The sequence below is a fragment of the Streptomyces sp. HUAS YS2 genome (assembly GCF_033343995.1).
Taxonomy (GTDB): domain Bacteria; phylum Actinomycetota; class Actinomycetes; order Streptomycetales; family Streptomycetaceae; genus Streptomyces; species Streptomyces solicathayae.
Genome location: NZ_CP137573.1, coordinates 3,515,754 through 3,534,855, shown reverse-complemented (window position 1 = coordinate 3,534,855; position 19,102 = coordinate 3,515,754). Strand labels below are relative to the sequence as shown.

Sequence of the window (19,102 nt, the reverse complement as noted above, 5' to 3'; positions counted from 1 at the left end):
TCTCCGGGGGGATGATCAGGGCGATCGGATGGCGTGAAAGTCATCTGGTCGCCCTGAATTTTTTGCGCTAATGGCAGGAACCGTCGTGTTCCTCCCTGCATCTCACTCATTGTCGGTTTGGATGATCTATCGGTCATACACGGGTGCGGATGGGGACGAGATGAGCGGGATCAGTCGAAGGGGCCTGCTGGGAGCGGGGGTTGGCGCCGCCGCGGCGATCGGGGTCGCGGGGTGCGGCTCCAGCGGCTCGGGCGGGGAGGGTCGTTCCGGCCCCGGCAAGGGCGGAGCGGGGTCGGCCGACCCCAGCCCCTCCGCCCCGCCGGTCAAGCTCATCGGCGACGGCTCCACCGCCGACACCGGCCCGCAGCCCCACCAGCCGCCCAAGCCGGTGCCGCTCGAGCCGGGCCAGACGCCACCGCAGTTCGTGATCTTCTCCTGGGACGGGGCCGGCGAGGTCGGCAACGGGCTGTTCCCGCGCTTCCTCGAACTCGCGAAGAACCACGACGCCGCGATGACCTTCTTCCTCTCCGGCATCTACGTGCTGCCCGAGTCGAAGAAGAACCTCTACCGCCCGCCGAACAACCGCATCGGCGCCTCCGACATCGGCTACCTCACCGACGACCACATCAAGGAGACCCTCAAGAACGTCCGTCAGGCCTGGCTCGACGGACACGAGATCGGCACCCACTTCAACGGCCACTTCTGCGGCGGCCACGGCTCGGTCGGCAACTGGACCCCGGCCCAGTGGCAGAACGAGATCAACCAGGCCGTCTCCTTCGTCACCGAGTGGAAGACCAACAGCGGCTGGACCGACCTCGACCCGCTGCCCTTCGACTACAGCAAGGAACTCGTCGGCGGCCGCACCCCCTGCCTGCTCGGCCAGGACAACCTGCTGCCCACCGCCAAGCGGCTCGGCTGGCGCTACGACGCCAGCTCGCCCGGCGGCCGGCAGATGTGGCCGACCAAGCGCCAGGGCATCTGGGACCTGCCGCTGCAGGCCGTGCCGTTCCCGGGGCACTCCTTCGAGGTGCTGTCGATGGACTACAACATGCTCGCCAACCAGTCGAAGAACACCACCCGTGGTATGCCCTCGCGCTACCCGGGCTGGCGGCAGCAGGCCACCGAGGCGCTCGTCGCCGGCTTCGACCGCGCGTACGAGTCCAACCGCGCGCCGTTCTTCATCGGCAACCACTTCGAGGAGTGGAACGGCGGCATCTACATGGACGCCGTGGAGGCCGCGCTGAAGAAGATGGCGGCCAAGAAGGACGTCCGGCTCGTCTCGTTCCGCCAGTTCGTCGACTGGCTCGACGCGCAGGACCCGGTCGTCCTCGCCAAGCTGCGCACACTGGAGGTCGGACAGTCCCCGGCCGGCGGCTGGAACGCCTTCCTCAAGGCGGCCTGAGCGGGGATGCCGCCCCGCGACGCGCCCGCTTAGACCGTCTTGACAAGGGGCTTTCCGGGCACGTAGGGGGGTGCCCAAGATCCGCGAAACGCCCATGCGAAACTTTTCACATGAGCTACAGCCGTGCCCCTCGACGCACCCTGCTCGCCGTCGGAGTCCTGTCGGCCGCCCTCGTGCTCTCGGCCTGCACCTCGGACTCCAACGGCAAGTCCGGCGGTGGCGGTGACACCAACTTCGTCACCGACACGGGCGGTATCGACACCGTCGCCCGGGGCGAGCGCCAGGCCACGAACACGATCAAGGGCGAGACCCTCGACGGCAAGCAGCTCGACGTCGCCGACCTCAAGGGCAAGGTCGTCGTCCTCAACGTCTGGGGCTCGTGGTGCCCGCCCTGCCGTGCCGAGGCCCCGCACTTCGCCAAGGTCTCGGCCGAGCTGAAGGCCAAGGGCGTCGAGTTCGTCGGGATCAACACCCGCGACGGCGAGAAGAGCCCGGCCCTCGCCTTCGAGAAGGACTACAAGGTCACCTACCCGAGCCTGTACGACCCGGAGGGCCGGCTCATCCTGGAGGGCTTCCCCAAGGGGACGCTGCTCCCGCAGGCCATCCCCTCCACCGTGGTGCTCGACCGGGACGGCAAGATCGCCGCCCGCTCGCTCAAGGCCCTCAACGCGGAGGATCTCCGGTCGATGATCGAGCCGATCGCCGCGGAGAAGTGACCCGATGAACGAGACCGTATCCAGCGGAGCGCTGCTCCTCGCCCTGCCCGTCGCGGTGCTCGGCGGCCTGGTCTCCTTCTTCTCGCCGTGCGTCCTGCCCCTGGTACCCGGCTACCTGTCGTACGTGACCGGCGTCACCGGCACCGACCTGGCCGAGGCACGGCGCGGCCGGATGGCGGTCGGGGCCTCGCTCTTCGTCCTCGGCTTCTCGGCCGTGTTCGTCTCCGGCGGCGCGCTGTTCGGCTACTTCGGCTGGACCCTCCAGCAGCACCGGGACCTCCTGACCAACATCCTCGGCGGGCTGATGATCGCTATGGGTGTGTTCTTCATGGGCCTCATGCCCTGGTTCACCCAGCGCGAGTTCCGCTTCCACAAGAGGCCGGTCACCGGCCTGGTCGGCGCGCCGCTGCTCGGCGCGCTGTTCGGTATCGGCTGGACCCCCTGCATCGGCCCCACCCTCGCCTCGGTCAGCGCGCTGGCGGCGAAGGAGGCCAGCGCCGGCCGCGGCGCCATACTGACCTTCGCGTACTGCGTCGGCCTCGGCCTGCCGTTCATCTTCGCCGCGGTCGCCTTCCGAAAGGCCCTCGGCGCCTTCGGGTGGGTCAAGAAGCACTACGCGTGGGTGACGCGGATCGGCGGCGTGATGATGATCGTGACCGGGCTGCTGCTGCTCACAGGTGTGTGGGACAGCATGGTCTCCGCGATGCAGACCTGGACCAACGGCTTCACGGTGGGGATCTAGTTCCATGAGCAAGACAGAGGCGACCGGCGCGACCGACGCCGGCGACCAGCAGGACCTCGGCGAGGCCGGGGCCCAACTGTCCACCGCGCCCAAGGAGGAGGCCCCCTCGGCCGTCGGTGGCCCCACGCTCGGCGTCGTCGGCTGGATCCGCTGGTTCTGGCGGCAGCTGACCTCGATGCGGGTCGCCCTGATCCTGCTGTTCCTGCTGTCGCTCGGCGCGGTGCCCGGTTCGCTCATCCCGCAGACCAGTGCCGACGAACTGAAGGTCACCCAGTTCAAGGCCGCCCACCCGACGCTGTCGCCGATCTACGACAAGCTCCAGCTCTTCGACGTCTACAGCTCGGTGTGGTTCTCCGCGATCTACATCCTGCTGTTCGTCTCCCTCATCGGCTGCATCGTGCCCCGCACCTGGCAGTTCGTCGGCCAGCTCCGCGGCCGCCCGCCGGGCGCGCCCGGACGGCTGACCCGGCTGCCCGCGTACACGACCTGGCGCACCGATTCCGAGCCGGAGCAGGTCCGCGAGGCCGCCCTCGCCCTGCTGAAGTCCCGCCGGTTCCGGGCCCACACCGTGGGCGACGCGGTCGCCGCGGAGAAGGGCTATCTGCGCGAGGTCGGCAACCTGCTCTTCCACATCGCGCTGATCGTGATGCTGGTGGCGTTCGCCTGGGGCCAGCTGCTCAAGTCCGAGGGCGGCAAGCTGATCGTCGAGGGCGGCGGGTTCTCCAACACGCTCACCCAGTACGACGACTTCAAGTCCGGCTCCCAGTTCAGCACCCACGACCTGGAGCCGTTCGGCTTCACGCTCGACTCCTTCACCGGCACGTACGAGAAGGCCGGCCCGCAGCGCGGCACCGCCCGCACCTTCGAGGCGGCCGTCACGTACTTCGAGGCCGGGAAGAAGGAGAAGAAGGCGGTCATCCGGGTCAACGAGCCGCTGAAGGTCGGCGACTCGAAGGTCTATCTGATCGCCCACGGCTACGCGCCGGTCGTCACCGTCAAGGACGGCCGGGGCGCTGTCGTCTACCGGGGCGCGGTCCCGCTGCTGCCGATCGACAACAACATCACCTCGACCGGCGCGATCAAGGTGATGGACGGCTACCGCGACAAGAACGGCAAGAAGCAGCAGCTCGGCTTCCAGGCGTTCTTCGTGCCGACGTTCGCCGGCGCGGGCAAGGGCAGCATGTTCTCCCAGTTCCCGGCGCTGGACTTCCCGGTGATGGCCCTCACCGGCTACACCGGGGACCTGAAGGTCGACGGCGGGCTGCCGCAGAACGTGTACCAGCTCGACAAGACCCGCATGAAGCAGTTCACGGACAAGGACGGCAACAAGCTCGCGCAGCGGCTGCTGCCCGGCGAGACCATGACGCTGCCCGACGGCGCCGGCTCGATCACCTTCGAGAAGGAGATCAAGGAGTGGGCCAGCTTCACCGTGACCCAGCAGCCGGGCGACGGCCTGGCGCTGGCCGGGGCGCTCGCCGCGATCGCCGGCCTGTCGGCCTCACTGTTCATCCAGCGGCGCCGGGTCTGGGTCCGCGCCGTACGGGGGGACGACGGCACGACCGTCGTCGAGATGGCGGGCCTCGGCCGCAGCGAGTCCGCCAAGCTCCCCGAGGAGCTGGCCGACCTCGCGGTCACGCTCCACGCGAAGGCGCCGACCGCGCCCGAACCTGCTGAACCTGCCGAGGCAGAAAGGCCTGGGAACAAGTGAATCTCGCCGCCGCCACGAACGAGAGCCTGGCGCAGATGAGCAACACGCTCATCTACTCCTCGATGGCCGTCTACACGCTGGCCTTTCTCGCGCACATCGCCGAGTGGGTGCTCGGCAGCCGCAGCAAGGTCGGCCGCACCGCCGCCGCGCTGACCCAGCAGGCCGCCGAGGCCCCCAAGGTCACCGTGCAGGTCAAGGGAGGAGGCACCGCCGTCCTCGACAAGCCGAAGGTGGTCACCCGCTCCGCGGCCGGCTCCCGGGACGTCCCGGACGGCCCCGGCGCGGCCGGCGGCACCGTCAAGGGCGACCTGTACGGCCGGATCGCCGTCTCGCTGACCGCGCTGGCGTTCCTGATCGAGGCTGGCGGCGTGCTGACCCGCGCGCTGTCCGTGCAGCGGGCCCCCTGGGGCAACATGTACGAGTTCTCGATCACCTTCTCCACGGTGGCCGTCGGCGCGTACCTCGGCTTCCTCGCGGCGCGGAAGAACGTCCGCTGGATGGGTCTGGCGCTGGTCACCACGGTCCTGCTGGACCTCGGCATCGCCACCACCTGGCTGTACACCGAAAGCGACCAGCTCGTCCCGGCGCTGCACTCGTACTGGCTGTGGATCCATGTCTCCACCGCGATCTTCTGCGGCGCGGTGTTCTACCTGGGCGCCGTTGCCACGCTGCTGTACCTGTTCCGGGACTCGTACGAGAACAAGCTCGCGACCGGTGGGAACCCGGGCTCCTTCGCCCGCTCCGTCCTGGAGCGGCTGCCCGCCGCGGCGTCCCTGGACAAGTTCGCGTACCGGGTGAACGCGGCGATCTTCCCGCTGTGGACCTTCACGATCATCGCGGGCGCGATCTGGGCCGGCGACGCCTGGGGCCGCTACTGGGGCTGGGACGCCAAGGAGGTCTGGTCCTTCATCACGTGGGTCGGCTACGCGGCCTACCTGCACGCCCGTGCCACCGCCGGCTGGAAGGGCCGCAAGGCGGCGTACATCGCGCTGATCGCGTTCGCCTGCTTCCTGTTCAACTACTACGGCGTCAACATCTTCGTCAGCTCCAAGCACTCGTACGCGGGCGTCTGACCTGCGCGACGGCGTCCGGGTTCGCGTCCCGGGCGCCGCGGGGAGACGCTGGAGGCATGACCGAGACGATCTCTCACGGCATCGGCGCGACGCAGGACGGCGACGAGCACACCCTGAGGTTCGTACTGGACCTGCCCCATCCACGGGTGGCGGTCTGGGTGGCCGTCGCCACACCGGAGGGTCTGCCGCAGTGGCTGTGCGCGGCGGATCCGCTGGAGCCCCGGCTCGGCGGGCGGGTGACGCTGCGCTGGCTCAACGGGGACACCGTGGTCTCGGGTCGGGTGACCGCCTGGGACCCGGAGGTGGTGGCCGAGTACACGGTCGATCCGCCGCACGGACGGATCCGGTTCCATCTGGAGCAGGGCCCCGGCGGCGGGTCGACCGTGCTGCGTTTCACCAACGCGTTCCGCGGCACGCGGGAGGAGAAGCTCGACACCCTGGCGGGCTGGCACGACCACTTCGAACGGCTCGCGCGGGCGCTGGACGGGCACCCCACCGACTGGCGCACCTGGACCGCGGAGCGCTGGCAGCACCTGCGGGACCTGTACGAGCGGGACGAGGCGCCCTGGCCGAAGTGGGAGCCGTAGGCCCCGGGCCCGGCGTCCTACCCCTTCCCCGGCGGCAGGCAGTCCGGGGCCGGCGGGCTGCCCTCCGGCCAGGCGATCTGGACGAAGCGCTGCGAGCCGTCGGGGGCCAGCTCCACGATCGGGACCGCCTTGTTGTACGGGTTGCCGTGGTTGTCCAGGCAGATCCAGCCGCTCGCGCCGCGCACCCGCAGCGAGCCCTTCACCTGCGGCCACTGTGTGACCACGTCCGCGAGCTCCGGGTGCTGCTTCCCCTCGCCCGTCGCCTGCCGGATCGCGTGCACCGCCATCGCCATAGCGTCGTACGCGACGATCGCCTGCCCGTCCTCCAGCGCCACCGGGTCCTTCGACGCCGCCGCGAGGTCCGCCACGAACCGGTCGTAGTCCGCGGTGGAGCCGCCCGCCGCCGGGACCGGCCGGCCGGCGGCGGGCCGCCACGCGTCCGGGTGCGCCAGCGAGGCGTACCGCACCGTCAGCCGGGCCTTCAGCGCGGCCCGGTCGAGGCGGCCGTCCGCGCCCAGGTACGAGCCCTCGTCGCCGGTGAGCACGGTGAAGGAGCGCTCCGCGCAGCCGCGGTCGCCGAGCGCGTTGATGAACTGCCGCAGCTGGGTGTGGCGGCCGGCGAAGAACACGGTGTCCGCGCGGGTGTCGCAGATCAGGTGGGTGATCTGGCGGAAGGTGTTCGCGGTGGTGCCCTCGTCGGCCGGGTCGGGCGGCGAGGTGAACAGCTGCGGCTCGTACGGCGCGCCCTTCAGCGACTCGGCGAACGCGGACTTCAGTGTGTCCGTGTAGTGGTCGCCGGAGCGGGTGTCCTGGACCAGCAGCGCCTTCGCGGCGTCGACCCGGCCGAAGTGGGCCAGTGCGTTCGCCTCGTCGGAGTTGGTGGGGGAGACCCGGGCCAGGCCGGGGAAACGGTCCCGGGTGGCGCTGTTGGCGAGCGTGTCGGCGGTGATGCTCGTGCCGACGACCGCGATCCCGGCGCCGGTCAGTTCTCGTACCGCCTCCTGGACCGGGGTCGTGCTCGTGGCTATGCCGGACACCGCGCGCAGCCGGTCCGGCGCGCCGGTCATCGTCTTCAGCCGGTCGACCGCCGTCCGCCAGTGCGCGTTGCCCCGGCCGGTGTTGGCGAGCACCAGCCGGATCTTCGGGGTCTGGTCGTTGGAGGCGTGGTTGGCGCGGTACTGGTAGGCGTACGCACCCTGCAGCTCGTGCAGGACCTTGATCCGCATCCCGGCGTCGGGTGAGGTCAGCGGCAGCAACAGCGCGACCGTCGCGTACGTGCCGTCCTTCAGGGTCCTGTTCTCGCGGGCGATCGCGGCGGCGGCCGCGGTGAGCGCGGGGACGCCGAAGTCGTGCCCGTCGCCGTTGACGCCGACGCACTCGGAGCTGCCCGCGGGACGCTCGACGCCCGCCGCGCAGGAACGGTCCTCCGGAGTGGTGACCCGGTCGACGGCGTATCCGCCGGCGGCGACGAGAACGGCCACCGTCAGCACGGTCGTGACGATCTTCTGGCGGGTGGTGTAGAAGACGCGGTAGCGCAGCCGGTCGAGCAGGGGCGTCATGGTCGGACTCCGTCCTCCCGGCCGGGCGGGATGCCGATCTCCCGCCAGGCGCGGATGTCCCTCGGCCAGTGGGTGGCCGCGTCCCACAGCGGACTGTTGCCGGTCAGATGGTGGCCGGACAGCTGTCGCAGCTCGTGCGCCAGCTTCTCCAGCACGTCGTCGTCGGGCAGGGCGAGCGGATCGGTGAGCAGCCACAGCGCGTGCAGCAGCCGCCCCAGGCACAGGTGCAGTTCGGCGTCCTCGTCGTCGAGCCCGGCCGGCAGGCTTCCCGCGGGCTCCCGGCCGAGCGCGATCGCACGGCGCGGGTCCGGGCCGGTGCGGTGCTGCTCGCGCGGGTACGGCGCGCCGGCGAGGAACCGCAGCCGGCCCAGCCAGCCGAGCACGTCCGGCGCGGGGAAGGTGAGCCGCAGATGCGTCACGGCCTCCTCGGTCCGGCCGAGCGCCAGGTCGTGGTGGAGCCGGTACGGGTCGGGGGCCGGGCCGTAGTACTGGCGCAGCGTCTCGTGGACGGCGCGCCAGGACGCGTACGCGGGCCCGTCGCCGTCGTGGAAGCGCAGCCGATGCAGCAGCAGGGCGCGCAGCATCGGGTCCGCGACGAAGTGCTCCGGGCCCTCCGGCCAGTCCTCGGCGCGCAGCATGTCGCGGACCCTGAGCGCCAGGTCACCGTCCGGGGCCTCGGCGCGCAGCCGGGTCCGGGCCAGCATCCGCGCCGAGTCCTCGTCGTGCGCGGCGGCCAGCACCGCGAACGGGCCGCGCCGGACCGCCGGCAGCAGCGCCTTCAGCAGGGTCGCGGCGACCGGGACGGGCGGGCTGTCCTCGCGCAGCTCCACCGTCAGGTCGAGCAGCGCGGCCGGGGTGAGCGAGGCGCGCAGCGGGGCCGGTGCCTCGGCGGCCGCCCGGCCGAGCAGGGCGACGCCGAGGGGCCGGCCGCCGGTCAGCCGGTGGACGGCGCGGGCGAGTTCGGCGGGGGTGCGGCCGGCCGGGTCGAGCCGGTCGAACGCGGACTGGGTCTGGGCGGGGGAGAGCGGGGTCAGCTCGACGGCGAGGATGCCGGAGGTGACGTCGGTGCCGCGCGGGCAGGGCGCGCGGTGCGCGGTCTCCGGCAGCCGCAGCCGGGTGGCGTGCCGCATGCCGTCGTGGTCGCGGACCCGGGAGGCGGCGAGCACCACGACCCGGTCGCGGCGGCCGTCGGCGCGGGCCCGCAGCAGGGGTTCGACGAGCCGGCGGCCGAGCGGTTCGTGGGCGTTGTCGAGCAGCAGCACGGGACGGCCGCGGCGGGTGCCGACGCGGGTCAGGCCGGTGTAGGCCCGGCCGAGGTCCTCGATCATCGCGCCGACGAGGAAGTCCTCGGCCTCGCGGCGGCGCCGGCCGCCCTGCTCGAAGTCGACGGCGAGCTGCTGGAGTCCGGCCTTCCCCCGGCCGCCCGCGTTGCGGTACGCGCCGTACCAGGCGTCGGCGCGCTGCTGGAAGCGGCCGAACACCTCCTCCAGGACGGTCTCCACGGTCGCCTCGGCGAGCAGCCCGGCCATCGGCGCGGTCGTCTCGGCCGCGCGCGCGGCGAGCTTGGAGAGGACCTTGGTGACCCAGTTCGCGGCGGCGCCCTTGGTCGCGTCGACGGTCGACAGCACCGGTCCGAGGCGCTGGAGGTCGCGCCGGGCCCGCTCGTCGTCCTCCTGCGACCAGCCGATCGACGCGACGGCGACGAGTCCGAGCGACAGCCGTGGGAACTGCACCGTCTTCGCCGCGTGCACCTTCGGCGACAGCTGCACGGCGATCTCGGCCAGCGCCCCGGTCAGCGGGTTCCAGCCGGGCCCGTGATCGGCGGGCGGCTCGACGCGGGCGCAGTCGAGCAGCGCCAGCGGGGTGGCGTCCCGGTAGGCGTTGCGCAGCTGCTTGAGCAGTGCGGTCTTCCCCATCCCGCGGCCGCCGGTGAAGACGGTGACGGGCGGGTCGTCGCCGTGCTCGTACGCGACGCGGGCGAAGCCGTTCGGGCTGAGGCCGACGAGCCGGGCGGCGAGCCCGGATTCCTGGAAGACCGCTTCGCGGCCGTACAGCTCCCTGTCCACGACCTGACCCCCGGTGTCCCTGCGAACATCCCCCGCCTCAGCGTCAAGTCCAGTTTATCGAGCGGCTGTTGGGAACGCGCCACGCTTTCGCACAGAGTGTGAACGACTCGTCACCCGGTTGTGATCGCCTCGAGTTGGGATCGCAGGTAGCCGTGCGACTCGAGCCCGTGGATGGTCGTCCCCGGGTCGCACTCGTAGAAGTAGACCAGCGACATCAGCTCCTCGTCGGGCGCGTCGGCGGGCGGCGGCAGCACCCGGTGGCGGCCGGAGCGCCAGCGCCCGCCGGTCCAGCCCGCCATCAGGTCTCCGATGTTGACGGTGAACGCGGCGGGGTCGTACGGGGCGTCCTGCCAGCCGCCGCGGTCGGTGTACACCTGGAGCCCGCCGCGGCCCGCCTGTCGGTCGAGGACGGTGACGGTGCCGAAGTCGGTGTGCGGGCCGATCCGGAACTGCCCCGGCTCCGGTTCGCCGGTCAGCGCCCGACCCGGATACCAGTTGATGTTGAAGCCGAACGTGGGGTGCCCGGTGTGCCGGGTGAAGAAGTCGGCGCCCTCGCCGAGCGCGGTGCCGAGCAGATCCAGGATCCGGTCGGAGAGCTCCCGCATCTGCCCCAGGTACGTCTCCACCAGCGGCTTCAGCTCGGGGACCTCGGCGGGCCAGGTGTTCGGCAGGAACCACTCGGCGTCCACGGCCGCGTTCCCGGTCGGCTCCTCCGCCGCGAAGGACAGCGACTCCTTCAGGTCGGGCGGGGTCACCGTGCCCTCCGCGTACCCGTTCGCCTCCGCGCCGGGCCCGAGCCACCCCCGGCCGCCGACCTTCACCGCGTACGGCTCCTTCACGGCGGCCGGCAGGCGGAAGAACTCCCGGGCGACCGCGCGGATGTCGGCCCGCGGGCCCGGGTCCACGCCGTGCCCGGTCACCAGCAGGAACCCGGCCTCGCGCAGGGCCCGGTCGATGGTCCGCAGCGCGCGGTCCGGGTCGTCGGCCAGATCGATCGTCGGAATCAGGGGCTCACTCATCACCGATGTCCTCACTCCACAGGGCCGGGTGCCGGGCGACGAACTCCCGCATCAGGGCGGTGCATTCGGGATCGTCCAGGACGAGGACCCGCACCCCGTGCTCGGCCAGCCAGTCGTGGCCGCCGTGGAAGGTGCGGGCCTCGCCGACGACGACCCGGGAGATGCCGAACTGGCGGACCAGGCCGGAGCAGTACCAGCAGGGGGAGAGGGTCGTCACCATCGTGGTGCCGCGGTACGAGCGCTGCCGGCCGGCGGCCCGGAAGGCGGCGGTCTCCGCGTGCAGGGACGGGTCGCCGTCCTGTACCCGGCGGTTGCGGCCGCGGCCGAGGAGCGTTCCGTCGGCGGCGTAGAGGGCCGCCCCGATCGGGATCCCGCCCTCGTCCCGCCCGGCCCGCGCCTCCGCGAGGGCGATGCCGAGCCACTGCCGGGCGCGGGTCTCGTCCATGGGGTCCATGTCCTCGACTCTTCCCCGGCGAGGGCCGGCGTCACGCCTGATGGTGGGGGGACTGCGCCGTGCGGGGCAGCAGGCGGACGAGGGCGCAGCAGACGAGGACGGCGGCGGCGACCAGGGCGAGGCTGCGGCCGGCGGCGTCCGCGGAGGCGCCGGAGGTGTGGAAGTACACGGTGGTGACGGCCGCGGCGCCGATGCTGTTGGCCAGCTGGGAGACGGCGTTCAGCGAGCCGGAGGCGCTGCCGGCCTCCTTCGGGGCGATGTCGCCGAGGGTGACCTCGTAGACGGTGCCGAAGCAGGTGCCGAGGCCGAGGCCGGTGACGAACACCGGGACGAGCAGCGTCCCGGTCGTCGGGGTGGTGCTCTGCACGAGGGCGAGCAGGGCCAGCGTTCCGGTGAGCGTGAGCAGCAGGCCGACGAGGATCAGGGTGCGGCCGAGGCGGGCCTTGAGGCCGTGTGCGGCGATCGAGGCGACGATGATGCCGGCGGCGACGGGGGCGAGGCCGAGCGAGGCGCCGGTCGGCGAGCGGTGCAGGCCGTCCTGGAGGTACAGGGACAGGACGAAGAGCAGGCCGGCGACCGCCGCGTAGAAGACGAGGCCGAGGACCAGGCCCGAGGTGAAGCCGCGGTTGCGCAGCAACGACGGCTCGATCAGCGGGGCGGCGGCGCGGCGCTGGCGCAGGCAGAACAGGGCGAAGAAGCCGGCGCCGGCGGCGAGGGAGAGGACCGGGAGGAGGGTCCAGCCGTGGGCGGCGCCGTCGATCAGACCGTGCAGCAGGCCGAGCATCGTCGCGGCGAGCAGCGCGGATCCGGGACCGTCGAGCGTGACCGCGCGGTCGCCGGTGTCGCGGGGCAGCAGGCGGACGGCGAGCACGATCGCCAGGCCGCCGAGCACGATGTTGATCAGAAACATGGAGCGCCAGCCGAAGGAGTCGATGAGCAGGCCGGCGAGGACCGGGCCGCTGATCGCCGAAAGGCCGAGGCAGGGGGCGAAGACGCCGAACGCCTTGCCGATCTCCTTCGGCGGGAAGACCGCGCCGAGGATGCCGAAGCCCTGCGGGACGACCAGGGCGCCGAAGCCTCCCTGGAGCAGGCGGAAGCCGATGACGGAGGCGGGGTCGAAGGCGAGTCCGCAGGCGACGGAGGCGAGGGTGAAGCCGGTGAGGCCGATCAGGAACAGCCGGCGCCGGCCGTACCTGTCGCCGAGCCGGCTGCCGACCACCAGCAGGACGCCCATGGACAGGGCGTAACCGGCACCGAGCCACTGGACGAGGGACTCGCCGCCGCCCAGGTCGGCGGCGATGGTCGGGGCGGCGATGTTGGTGATCGTCGCGTCGAGGAGGTCGAGGACCGCGGCGAACAGGACGACGGCGAGGACGGCCCACCGGCGGCCGGTGTCGGGCGGGGAGGCGTCGGCGGCCTCTGCCGGGGCGCGGGTGAGGGACATGGGCGGGGTCTCCTTGGAGGACGGGGTGGCCGGTCAGTGCTGTGCCGGTCAGTGCTGTGGGGCGAAGGCGCCGGCGTTGTCGCGGGCCCATTCGCGGTAGGTGCGGGCGGGGCGGCCGAGCAGGGTCTCGGTGGTGTCGGCGACGGTGGCGGGCCCGTGCGAGGCGGCGGACCACAGGTCGAGCAGCGAGCCGACCATGGCCGGGGGCATGAAGCGGCCCATCTGCTGCTCGGCTTCGGCGCGGGAGATCTGCTCGACGGGGATCGGGCGGCCGACGGCGTCGGACAGGACGGCGAGCTGCTCGCGGAAGGTGAGCGACTCGGGGCCGGTGAGCGTGATCCGGCGGCCGGTGAGGGCCTCCCCGGTCAGCGCCTCGAAGGCGATGTCGGCGATGTCCTCGGGGTGGATCGGCGCGATGTGCGCGTCGGGGTACGCGAGCTGGACCGGCAACGAGCCGCCGACGACGTACGCCCAGCCGAGGGAGTTGCTGGCGAAGGCGTCGGGCCGCAGGAAGGTGCAGGTCAGGCCGGAGTCGGCGAGGGCGCGCTCGACCTCCAGGCTGTGGCTCGCCAGCGGGTCGTTCTCGGCGTCGGGGCCGAGGACGGAGGACGAGGAGAGCAGGACGACGTGCTCGACGCCGGCGGCCTCGGCGGCCTTGATCAGTGTGTGGATGCCGGCGGGGTCCGGATAGAGGAAGACCTGGCGGACGCCGCGGAGAGCGGTGTGGAGGGCGTCGTCGTCCGGGCTGCCGAGGGCGAGCGCGACGGTCTCGACGCCCTCGGGGACGGTCAGTTCGGCGGGGGCGGCGCTGGCGGCGCGGACGGTGTGGCCGGCGGCGTGCAGACGGGCCACGAGGCCCTGGCCGACCTTGCCGCGGGCGCCGGTGACGAGCGTGGTCATGGGAAAGCTCCTTCGTTCGAAGGTCGAAGTCCGTTGCGGGGAAGCGCCGTTCGGCGTCCGGTGCGTGCCGTTCGGTATATGCATGCTTGCATGCACACGTTTGAGAGTCAACACATGCCTTCGTGGAGGCATTCATGTCTGTACGATGAGGGCATGACGAAGCGAGAGCCGGAGACGGCGGACGAGCTGCTCAACGCTGTGGGCCCGGCCTTCGGGAAGCTCCGGCGCTCCTCACTCCTGGAGGTCGAGGACCCGATCTCCGAGAAGGACCTGAGCCGCACGCTGGTGCTCCGGATCGTCCTGGAGGCCGAGCAGGAGGACACCGGCGAGGTCACGGTCGGCGGGGTCGGCAAGCACCTGGGCGTGGACCCGTCGGTGGCCAGCCGCATGGTCTCCGACTGCATCGCGGCCGGCTACCTCGTGCGGGCCGCCTCCCAGCAGGACGGCCGCCGTACGGTGCTCCATCTCAGCGCCGAGGGCCGGGAGCTGATGACCCGCTTCGGCCGCCACCAGCGTCAGGCCTACGAGTACATCACCGAGGACTGGCCCGAGCGGGAACGCCTGGAGCTCGCCCGCCTCATGCTCAAGTACGTCGCCTCGCAGGACAGCCTGGCCCAGCGGGCCAAGGACGCGAACCGCTAGCGCCAACCGCCGGCGCGAACCCCTGGCGCGGGCTCCCGCCCGACGCGCCCATCGGCCCGCCCGATGGGCCCATCGGGAGGACGCCCCACTGGCTCGTGGACCGGGCGGGGCGGTCGTTCGTAGCGTCGTTCCCATGAGAAACGAGACCAGGGGAACCGTCGAACTGACCCTCGCCATGGTGCTGTCCGGCACCCTCGGCATCTTCGTCGTCGAGTCCGGGGCGTCCGCCTTCAACGTGGTGTTCTTCCGGTGCCTGTTCGGGGCCCTCGCGCTCGGGGCGTACAGCCTCGCGCGGGGCTACTTCACCGGGCACGGGTTCACGCCGAAGAAGCTCGGGCTCGCCGCGCTCGGCGGCGTGTTCATCGTCTTCAACTGGGTGTTCCTGTTCGAGGCGTACGAGGCCGTCTCGATCTCCTTCGCCACCGTCGTCTACCACACGCAGCCGTTCTTCCTGGTGCTGCTCGGCGCGGTGCTGTTCCGGGAGCGGATCACCGCCGCGAAGTTCGGCTGGCTCGCCGTGGCCTTTGCCGGCCTGGTCCTCGTCTCCGGCGTCCGGCCGGGCGACACCGCCTCGCTCAAGGGGCTCGGGCTCGCGCTCGGCGCCGCCGTGCTCTACGCCCTGTCCACCGTCGTCACCAAGCGGATCACCGGCGTCCGGCCGCACCTGATCGCCCTCGTGCAGGTCCTCGTCGGGCTCCCGCTGCTGCTGCCCTTCGCCGACTTCGGCGCCGCGGCCGGGCTCGGCGCCGGCTGGGGCTGGCTCGCCGGGCTGGGGCTCATCCACACGGGACTGATGTACGTGCTGATGTACTCGGCCTACGCCAAGCTGCCCACGGCCAAGATCGCCGTGCTCGCCTTCACGTACCCGGCCGTCGCGATGGTCGCCGACTGGGCCGTGTACGGGCACCACATCGGTCTCGTCCAGGCGCTCGGCGTCCCGCTGATCGTCCTGGCCGGCCTGAAGGTCACGCTTCCGGCGACCCGGACTGCTCCCGCACCAGCCGACGCGCCTGCTCCACGAACAGCCGGACGTGCCCCGGCAGCTGCTTCCCCCGCCGCCACGCGATCTGCGTGAAGAGCGTGAACGGCACCTCCCAGTCGAGGGCCGTCAGCGCCCCGGACGCCAGCTCCTCGGAGACGGTGATCCGGGGCAGCAGCGCGAGCCCCAGCCCGCCCGCGACCGCCTTCTTGGTCGCCTCGATCGTGCCGAACTCCATGAACGGCGGCGCCCACTCCCGCAACTCCTCCTCGAAGAGGTCGCGGTAGGGACAGCCCGGCTCGGTGCCCACCAGCGGCGCCGCCGCGAGGTCCGCGCTCGTGAGCCCGGCGCGTCCCGCCAGCGGATGACCCGGGCCGGCCACCAGGACCAGCGGCTCCGGCGCGAGGACCTCCGACTCCAGACCGGGGTGCTCCGTCTCACGTTCCATCAGGAACCCGATGTCGTACGTCCCGTCGAGGAGCGCCTGCCGGGTCGCGTCGCCGAGCGTGGGGCGCAGCGTGAGACGCACCTTCGGGTGGCGGTGGTGGAACAGTTCGAGGAGCGGCGGCAGCCGGTAGGAGGTCAGCGACTCCATGGTGCCGACGGCGATCGTCCCGGCCGGCTCCTCGGCCCCGGCGACCGCGGCCCGGGCCTCCTCGTTCAGCTCGATGATCCGCCGGGCGTACGGCAGCAGCCGCTCGCCGGCCTCGGTGAGCCGGATCCGGCTGCCGAGCCGCTCGAACAGCTCCACGCCGAGCGAGGTCTCCAGCGAGCGGATCTGGCCGGTGACGCTGGACTGCGCGTACTTCAGCTCGGCGGCGGCCCGGGTGAAGGAGAGGACGGCGGCGACCTTCTCGAAGGTCACCAGGTGCCGCAGCTCCATCAGCTGTCCGCGTCCTTCTCGCCCTCGCCCTGCTCGCGCTTCTTCAGCTCCTCCTCGCGGCGGCGCAGGTCCGCCTCCCAGTCCTTGAGGAGCGACTCGTCCTTCTGGTTCTCCTCGCGGAGCGACTTCAGGAACTCGGGGTTGTCGTCGGGCGCGACCCATTCGTGCCGGTGGTTGCGGTGCCACTCGGACGGCGTACGACCTCCGGCGGGCGCGTGGCGCATCTTGCCGGCGGCGAACCACACGATCGGACCGACGATCCAGAACAGCAGGATGATGAAGATCCAGGCCACCTTCGGCAGATGCTTCGCCTCGTCCTCGGGGGTGTTGAGGCAGTCGATGAAGGCGTAGATCGTCAGCGCCAGCGGCAGGATGTACATCAGTGCCCTGAGCATGTGGGACAGCCCCCTGGAAGCAATGGCGAGGCACGTTCGTACGGCCCCGGTGACAGGCTCAGCCTAGCCCGTGACCGCTGTGCTGTTCCGGGGGACGACCCCCGGACCCCCGGCAAGACGCGCCCGGCCCCGGGGCGGGAGCGCCTGCGGTGCTCAGGGATACTTGGCGCCATGGCTTACGACGATCTCCGCTCGCTGCTCAGGGCCCTGGAGCGCGAGGGCGACCTCAAGCGCATCAAGGCCGAAGTCGATCCGTACCTGGAGGTCGGGGAGATCGTCGACCGGGTGAACAAGGCGGGGGGCCCGGCGCTGCTGTTCGAGAACGTCAAGGGCGCCTCGATGCCCCTGGCGATGAACGTCTTCGGCACGGACCGCCGCCTCCTCAAGGCCCTCGGCCTGAAGTCGTACGACGAGATCAGCGAGAAGATCGGCGGGCTGCTCAAGCCGGAGCTGCCGCACGGCTTCGTCGGCGTCCGGGAGGCCTTCGGCAAGCTGGGCTCGATGGTCCACGTGCCGCCGAGGAAGGTGAAGTCCGAGAACGCTCCGGTCCAGGAGGTCGTCCTCACCGGGGACGACGTCGACCTGGACCTGCTGCCGGCGCTGTTCACCTGGCCCAAGGACGGCGGCTCCTTCTTCAACCTGGGGCTGACCCACACCAAGCACCCGGAGACGGGCGTCCGCAACCTCGGCCTGTACCGCCTCCAGCGCCACGACAAGCGCACCATCGGCATGCACTGGCAGATCCACAAGGACAGCCGCAACCACTACGCGGTCGCCGCCGAGCGCGGCGAGCGGCTGCCGGTCGCGATCGCCTTCGGCTGCCCGCCGGCCGTCACGTACGCCTCGACCGCGCCGCTGCCCGGTGACATCGACGAGTACCTGTTCGCCGGCTTCGTGCAGGGCAAGCGGATCGAGATGGTCGACTGCAAGACCGTTCCGCTCCAGGTCCCGGCGAACGCCGAGGTCGTCGTCGAGGGCTGGCTGGAGCCCGGCGAGATGCTGCCGGAGGGTCCCTTCGGCGACCACACCGGCTTCTACACGCCGCAGGAGCCGTTCCCGGCGCTGAAGATCGACTGCATCACGATGCGAAAGCGTCCGCTGCTCCAGTCGATCGTGGTCGGCCGGCCGCCGACCGAGGACGGCCCGCTGGGCCGCGCGACGGAGCGGTTCTTCCTGCCGCTGCTGAAGATCATCGTGCCGGACATCGTGGACTACCACCTGCCGGAGTCGGGCGGCTTCCACAACTGCGCGATCGTCTCGATCGACAAGAAGTACCCGAAGCACGCGCAGAAGGTCATGCACGCCATCTGGGGCGCGCACATGATGTCGCTGACCAAGCTGATCATCGTGGTGGACAAGGACTGCGACGTCCACGACCTGCACGAGGTGTCCTGGCGGGCGCTCGGCAACACCGACTACGCGCGCGACCTCACCGTCGTCGAAGGCCCGGTGGACCACCTGGACCACGCCTCGTACCAGCAGTTCTGGGGCGGCAAGGCGGGCATCGACGCGACGAAGAAGCTGCCCGAGGAGGGCTACACCCGGGACGGCGGCTGGCCGGACATGGTGGAGTCGGACCCGGCGACCGCGGCCCTGGTGGACCGCCGCTGGAAGGAGTACGGCCTGTGACGACCGCTGCCGTCCCGGGCGCGCAGCCGGGCCGTACGAAGGCGTTCCTGCGGCTGGTGATGATCGAGCACTCGGTCTTCGCGCTGCCGTTCGCGTACATCGCCGCGCTCACCGCGATGTTCCAGCTGGACCGGAAGATCCACTGGTGGACGCTGTTCCTGGTGACGGTCTGCATGGTGGGCCTGCGGACCTTCGCGATGGCCTGCAACCGGATCATCGACCGGGAGATCGACGCGCGGAACCCGCGCACGGCCAATCGTGAACTGGTGACGGGCGCGGTGTCGGTCCGCTCGGCGTGGACCGGCGCCGGCATCGCCGTCGTGGTGTTCCTCGGCGCGGCGGCCCTGCTGAATCCGCTCTGCCTGGCGCTGGCGCCGCTCGCCGTGGTGCCGATGGTGGTCTACCCCTACGGGAAGCGGTTCACGAACTTCCCGCACGCGATCCTGGGCCTGGCGCAGGCGATGGGACCGGTCGGGGCGTGGCTGGCGGTGACCGGGGAGTGGTCCTGGGACGCGGTGATCCTGGGGCTCGCGGTCGGTGTGTGGATCGGCGGGTTCGACCTGATCTTCGCCTGCCAGGACGTGCAGGCGGACCGGGCGCACGGCGTGATGTCGGTGCCTGCCCGGTTCGGCGTCCCGGCGGCGCTGTGGGGCGCGCGCGCCTCTGCGGTCGTCACGACGGGCCTGCTGGTCTGGTACGCGCTGGCGACGGACGCGGGGCTGTTCTTCTGGGGCGGCCTGGTGATCGTGGTGGTGGCGTTCTGCTACGAGCACACGATCGTGAAGCCGAACGACCTGTCCCGGCTGAACCGGGCGTTCTTCACCACGAACGGCTTCATCGGGATCAGTCTGTTCGTGTGCGCGCTGCTCGACCTGCTGGTGCGCGGCCTGACGGTGTGACGGCC

At 71.5% G+C, this 19,102-nt stretch carries 18 protein-coding genes; 10 read left to right on the top strand and 8 right to left on the bottom strand.

From position 1 onward, the window contains the following. The first annotated feature begins 160 nt into the window (after positions 1 to 160). From R2D22_RS16090 to R2D22_RS16065, 6 genes are all read left to right on the top strand, one after another. Positions 161 to 1,402 carry a polysaccharide deacetylase family protein gene (locus R2D22_RS16090; RefSeq protein WP_318104146.1) on the top strand — a complete coding sequence of 414 codons (1,242 nt, stop codon included), beginning with the start codon at positions 161 to 163 and terminating at the stop codon, positions 1,400 to 1,402. A 110-nt stretch (positions 1,403 to 1,512) separates the two neighbouring features. Continuing rightward, positions 1,513 to 2,118 carry a TlpA family protein disulfide reductase gene (locus R2D22_RS16085; protein WP_318104143.1) on the top strand — a complete coding sequence of 202 codons (606 nt, stop codon included), beginning with the start codon at positions 1,513 to 1,515 and terminating at the stop codon, positions 2,116 to 2,118. A 4-nt stretch (positions 2,119 to 2,122) separates the two neighbouring features. Further along, a complete protein-coding gene (locus R2D22_RS16080) occupies positions 2,123 to 2,860 on the top strand; it encodes a cytochrome c biogenesis CcdA family protein (RefSeq protein WP_318104141.1) in 738 nt (245 codons plus the stop codon). A 4-nt stretch (positions 2,861 to 2,864) separates the two neighbouring features. Next, a complete protein-coding gene (resB, locus tag R2D22_RS16075) occupies positions 2,865 to 4,568 on the top strand; it encodes a cytochrome c biogenesis protein ResB (RefSeq protein ID WP_318104140.1) in 1,704 nt (567 codons plus the stop codon). Next, positions 4,565 to 5,641 carry a c-type cytochrome biogenesis protein CcsB gene (gene ccsB / locus R2D22_RS16070; RefSeq protein ID WP_318104139.1) on the top strand — a complete coding sequence of 359 codons (1,077 nt, stop codon included), beginning with the start codon at positions 4,565 to 4,567 and terminating at the stop codon, positions 5,639 to 5,641. The genes resB and ccsB overlap by 4 nt, the downstream gene beginning before the upstream one ends. A gap of 56 nt (positions 5,642 to 5,697) precedes the next feature. Next, complete coding sequence (locus R2D22_RS16065; protein ID WP_318104137.1) at positions 5,698 to 6,228, top strand: SRPBCC domain-containing protein; 531 nt, start codon at positions 5,698 to 5,700, stop codon at positions 6,226 to 6,228. Positions 6,229 to 6,245: 17 nt separating this feature from the next. Here the strand turns inward: R2D22_RS16065 and R2D22_RS16060 are convergent, their stop codons facing one another. The 6 genes from R2D22_RS16060 to R2D22_RS16035 all read right to left on the bottom strand — a co-directional run bounded on the left by R2D22_RS16060 (position 6,246) and on the right by R2D22_RS16035 (position 13,670). After that, positions 6,246 to 7,787: an ABC transporter substrate-binding protein gene (locus R2D22_RS16060; RefSeq protein ID WP_318104136.1), complete on the bottom strand. Its 1,542-nt coding sequence runs from the start codon at positions 7,785 to 7,787 to the stop codon at positions 6,246 to 6,248. After that, positions 7,784 to 9,853, bottom strand: a complete 2,070-nt coding sequence (locus R2D22_RS16055; protein ID WP_318104135.1) for a hypothetical protein — start codon at positions 9,851 to 9,853, stop codon at positions 7,784 to 7,786. The genes R2D22_RS16060 and R2D22_RS16055 overlap by 4 nt, the downstream gene beginning before the upstream one ends. A 110-nt stretch (positions 9,854 to 9,963) precedes the next feature. Then, the gene (locus R2D22_RS16050; protein ID WP_318104134.1) at positions 9,964 to 10,872 is read right to left on the bottom strand and encodes an isopenicillin N synthase family dioxygenase; all 909 of its coding nucleotides are present in this window, start codon (positions 10,870 to 10,872) and stop codon (positions 9,964 to 9,966) included. After that, positions 10,865 to 11,317: a nucleoside deaminase gene (locus tag R2D22_RS16045; RefSeq protein WP_411977141.1), complete on the bottom strand. Its 453-nt coding sequence runs from the start codon at positions 11,315 to 11,317 to the stop codon at positions 10,865 to 10,867. The genes R2D22_RS16050 and R2D22_RS16045 overlap by 8 nt, the downstream gene beginning before the upstream one ends. Before the next feature lie 40 nt (positions 11,318 to 11,357). Then, a complete protein-coding gene (locus R2D22_RS16040; protein ID WP_318104126.1) occupies positions 11,358 to 12,770 on the bottom strand; it encodes an MFS transporter in 1,413 nt (470 codons plus the stop codon). Positions 12,771 to 12,818: 48 nt separating this feature from the next. After that, entirely contained in the window at positions 12,819 to 13,670 is an 852-nt protein-coding gene (locus R2D22_RS16035) for an NAD(P)H-binding protein (RefSeq protein WP_318104124.1), read from the bottom strand. A gap of 153 nt (positions 13,671 to 13,823) precedes the next feature. Here R2D22_RS16035 and R2D22_RS16030 point away from each other — a divergent pair, with 153 nt between their 5' ends. After that, positions 13,824 to 14,312, top strand: coding sequence for a MarR family winged helix-turn-helix transcriptional regulator (locus tag R2D22_RS16030; RefSeq protein WP_318104122.1), 489 nt, complete (start codon positions 13,824 to 13,826; stop codon positions 14,310 to 14,312). A 133-nt stretch (positions 14,313 to 14,445) separates the two neighbouring features. After that, a complete protein-coding gene (locus R2D22_RS16025; protein WP_318104120.1) occupies positions 14,446 to 15,387 on the top strand; it encodes a DMT family transporter in 942 nt (313 codons plus the stop codon). On the opposite strand, the gene R2D22_RS16020 is transcribed toward R2D22_RS16025, so the two are convergent. Together R2D22_RS16020 and R2D22_RS16015 are read right to left on the bottom strand one after the other, a co-directional pair. Beyond that, positions 15,278 to 16,174, bottom strand: coding sequence for a LysR family transcriptional regulator (locus tag R2D22_RS16020; RefSeq protein WP_318104117.1), 897 nt, complete (start codon positions 16,172 to 16,174; stop codon positions 15,278 to 15,280). The genes R2D22_RS16025 and R2D22_RS16020 overlap by 110 nt on opposite strands. After that, positions 16,174 to 16,569 (bottom strand): PLD nuclease N-terminal domain-containing protein, encoded by a 396-nt coding sequence (locus R2D22_RS16015; protein WP_318104115.1) that lies wholly within the window; start codon positions 16,567 to 16,569, stop codon positions 16,174 to 16,176. The genes R2D22_RS16020 and R2D22_RS16015 overlap by 1 nt, the downstream gene beginning before the upstream one ends. Before the next feature lie 171 nt (positions 16,570 to 16,740). On the opposite strand from R2D22_RS16015, the gene R2D22_RS16010 reads away from it, so the two are divergent. Further along, positions 16,741 to 18,198: a menaquinone biosynthesis decarboxylase gene (locus R2D22_RS16010; RefSeq protein WP_318104114.1), complete on the top strand. Its 1,458-nt coding sequence runs from the start codon at positions 16,741 to 16,743 to the stop codon at positions 18,196 to 18,198. Then, positions 18,195 to 19,097: a menaquinone biosynthesis prenyltransferase MqnP gene (gene mqnP, locus R2D22_RS16005; protein ID WP_318104113.1), complete on the top strand. Its 903-nt coding sequence runs from the start codon at positions 18,195 to 18,197 to the stop codon at positions 19,095 to 19,097. Before R2D22_RS16010 ends, mqnP begins: the two co-directional genes overlap by 4 nt. Positions 19,098 to 19,102 lie beyond the last annotated feature (5 nt).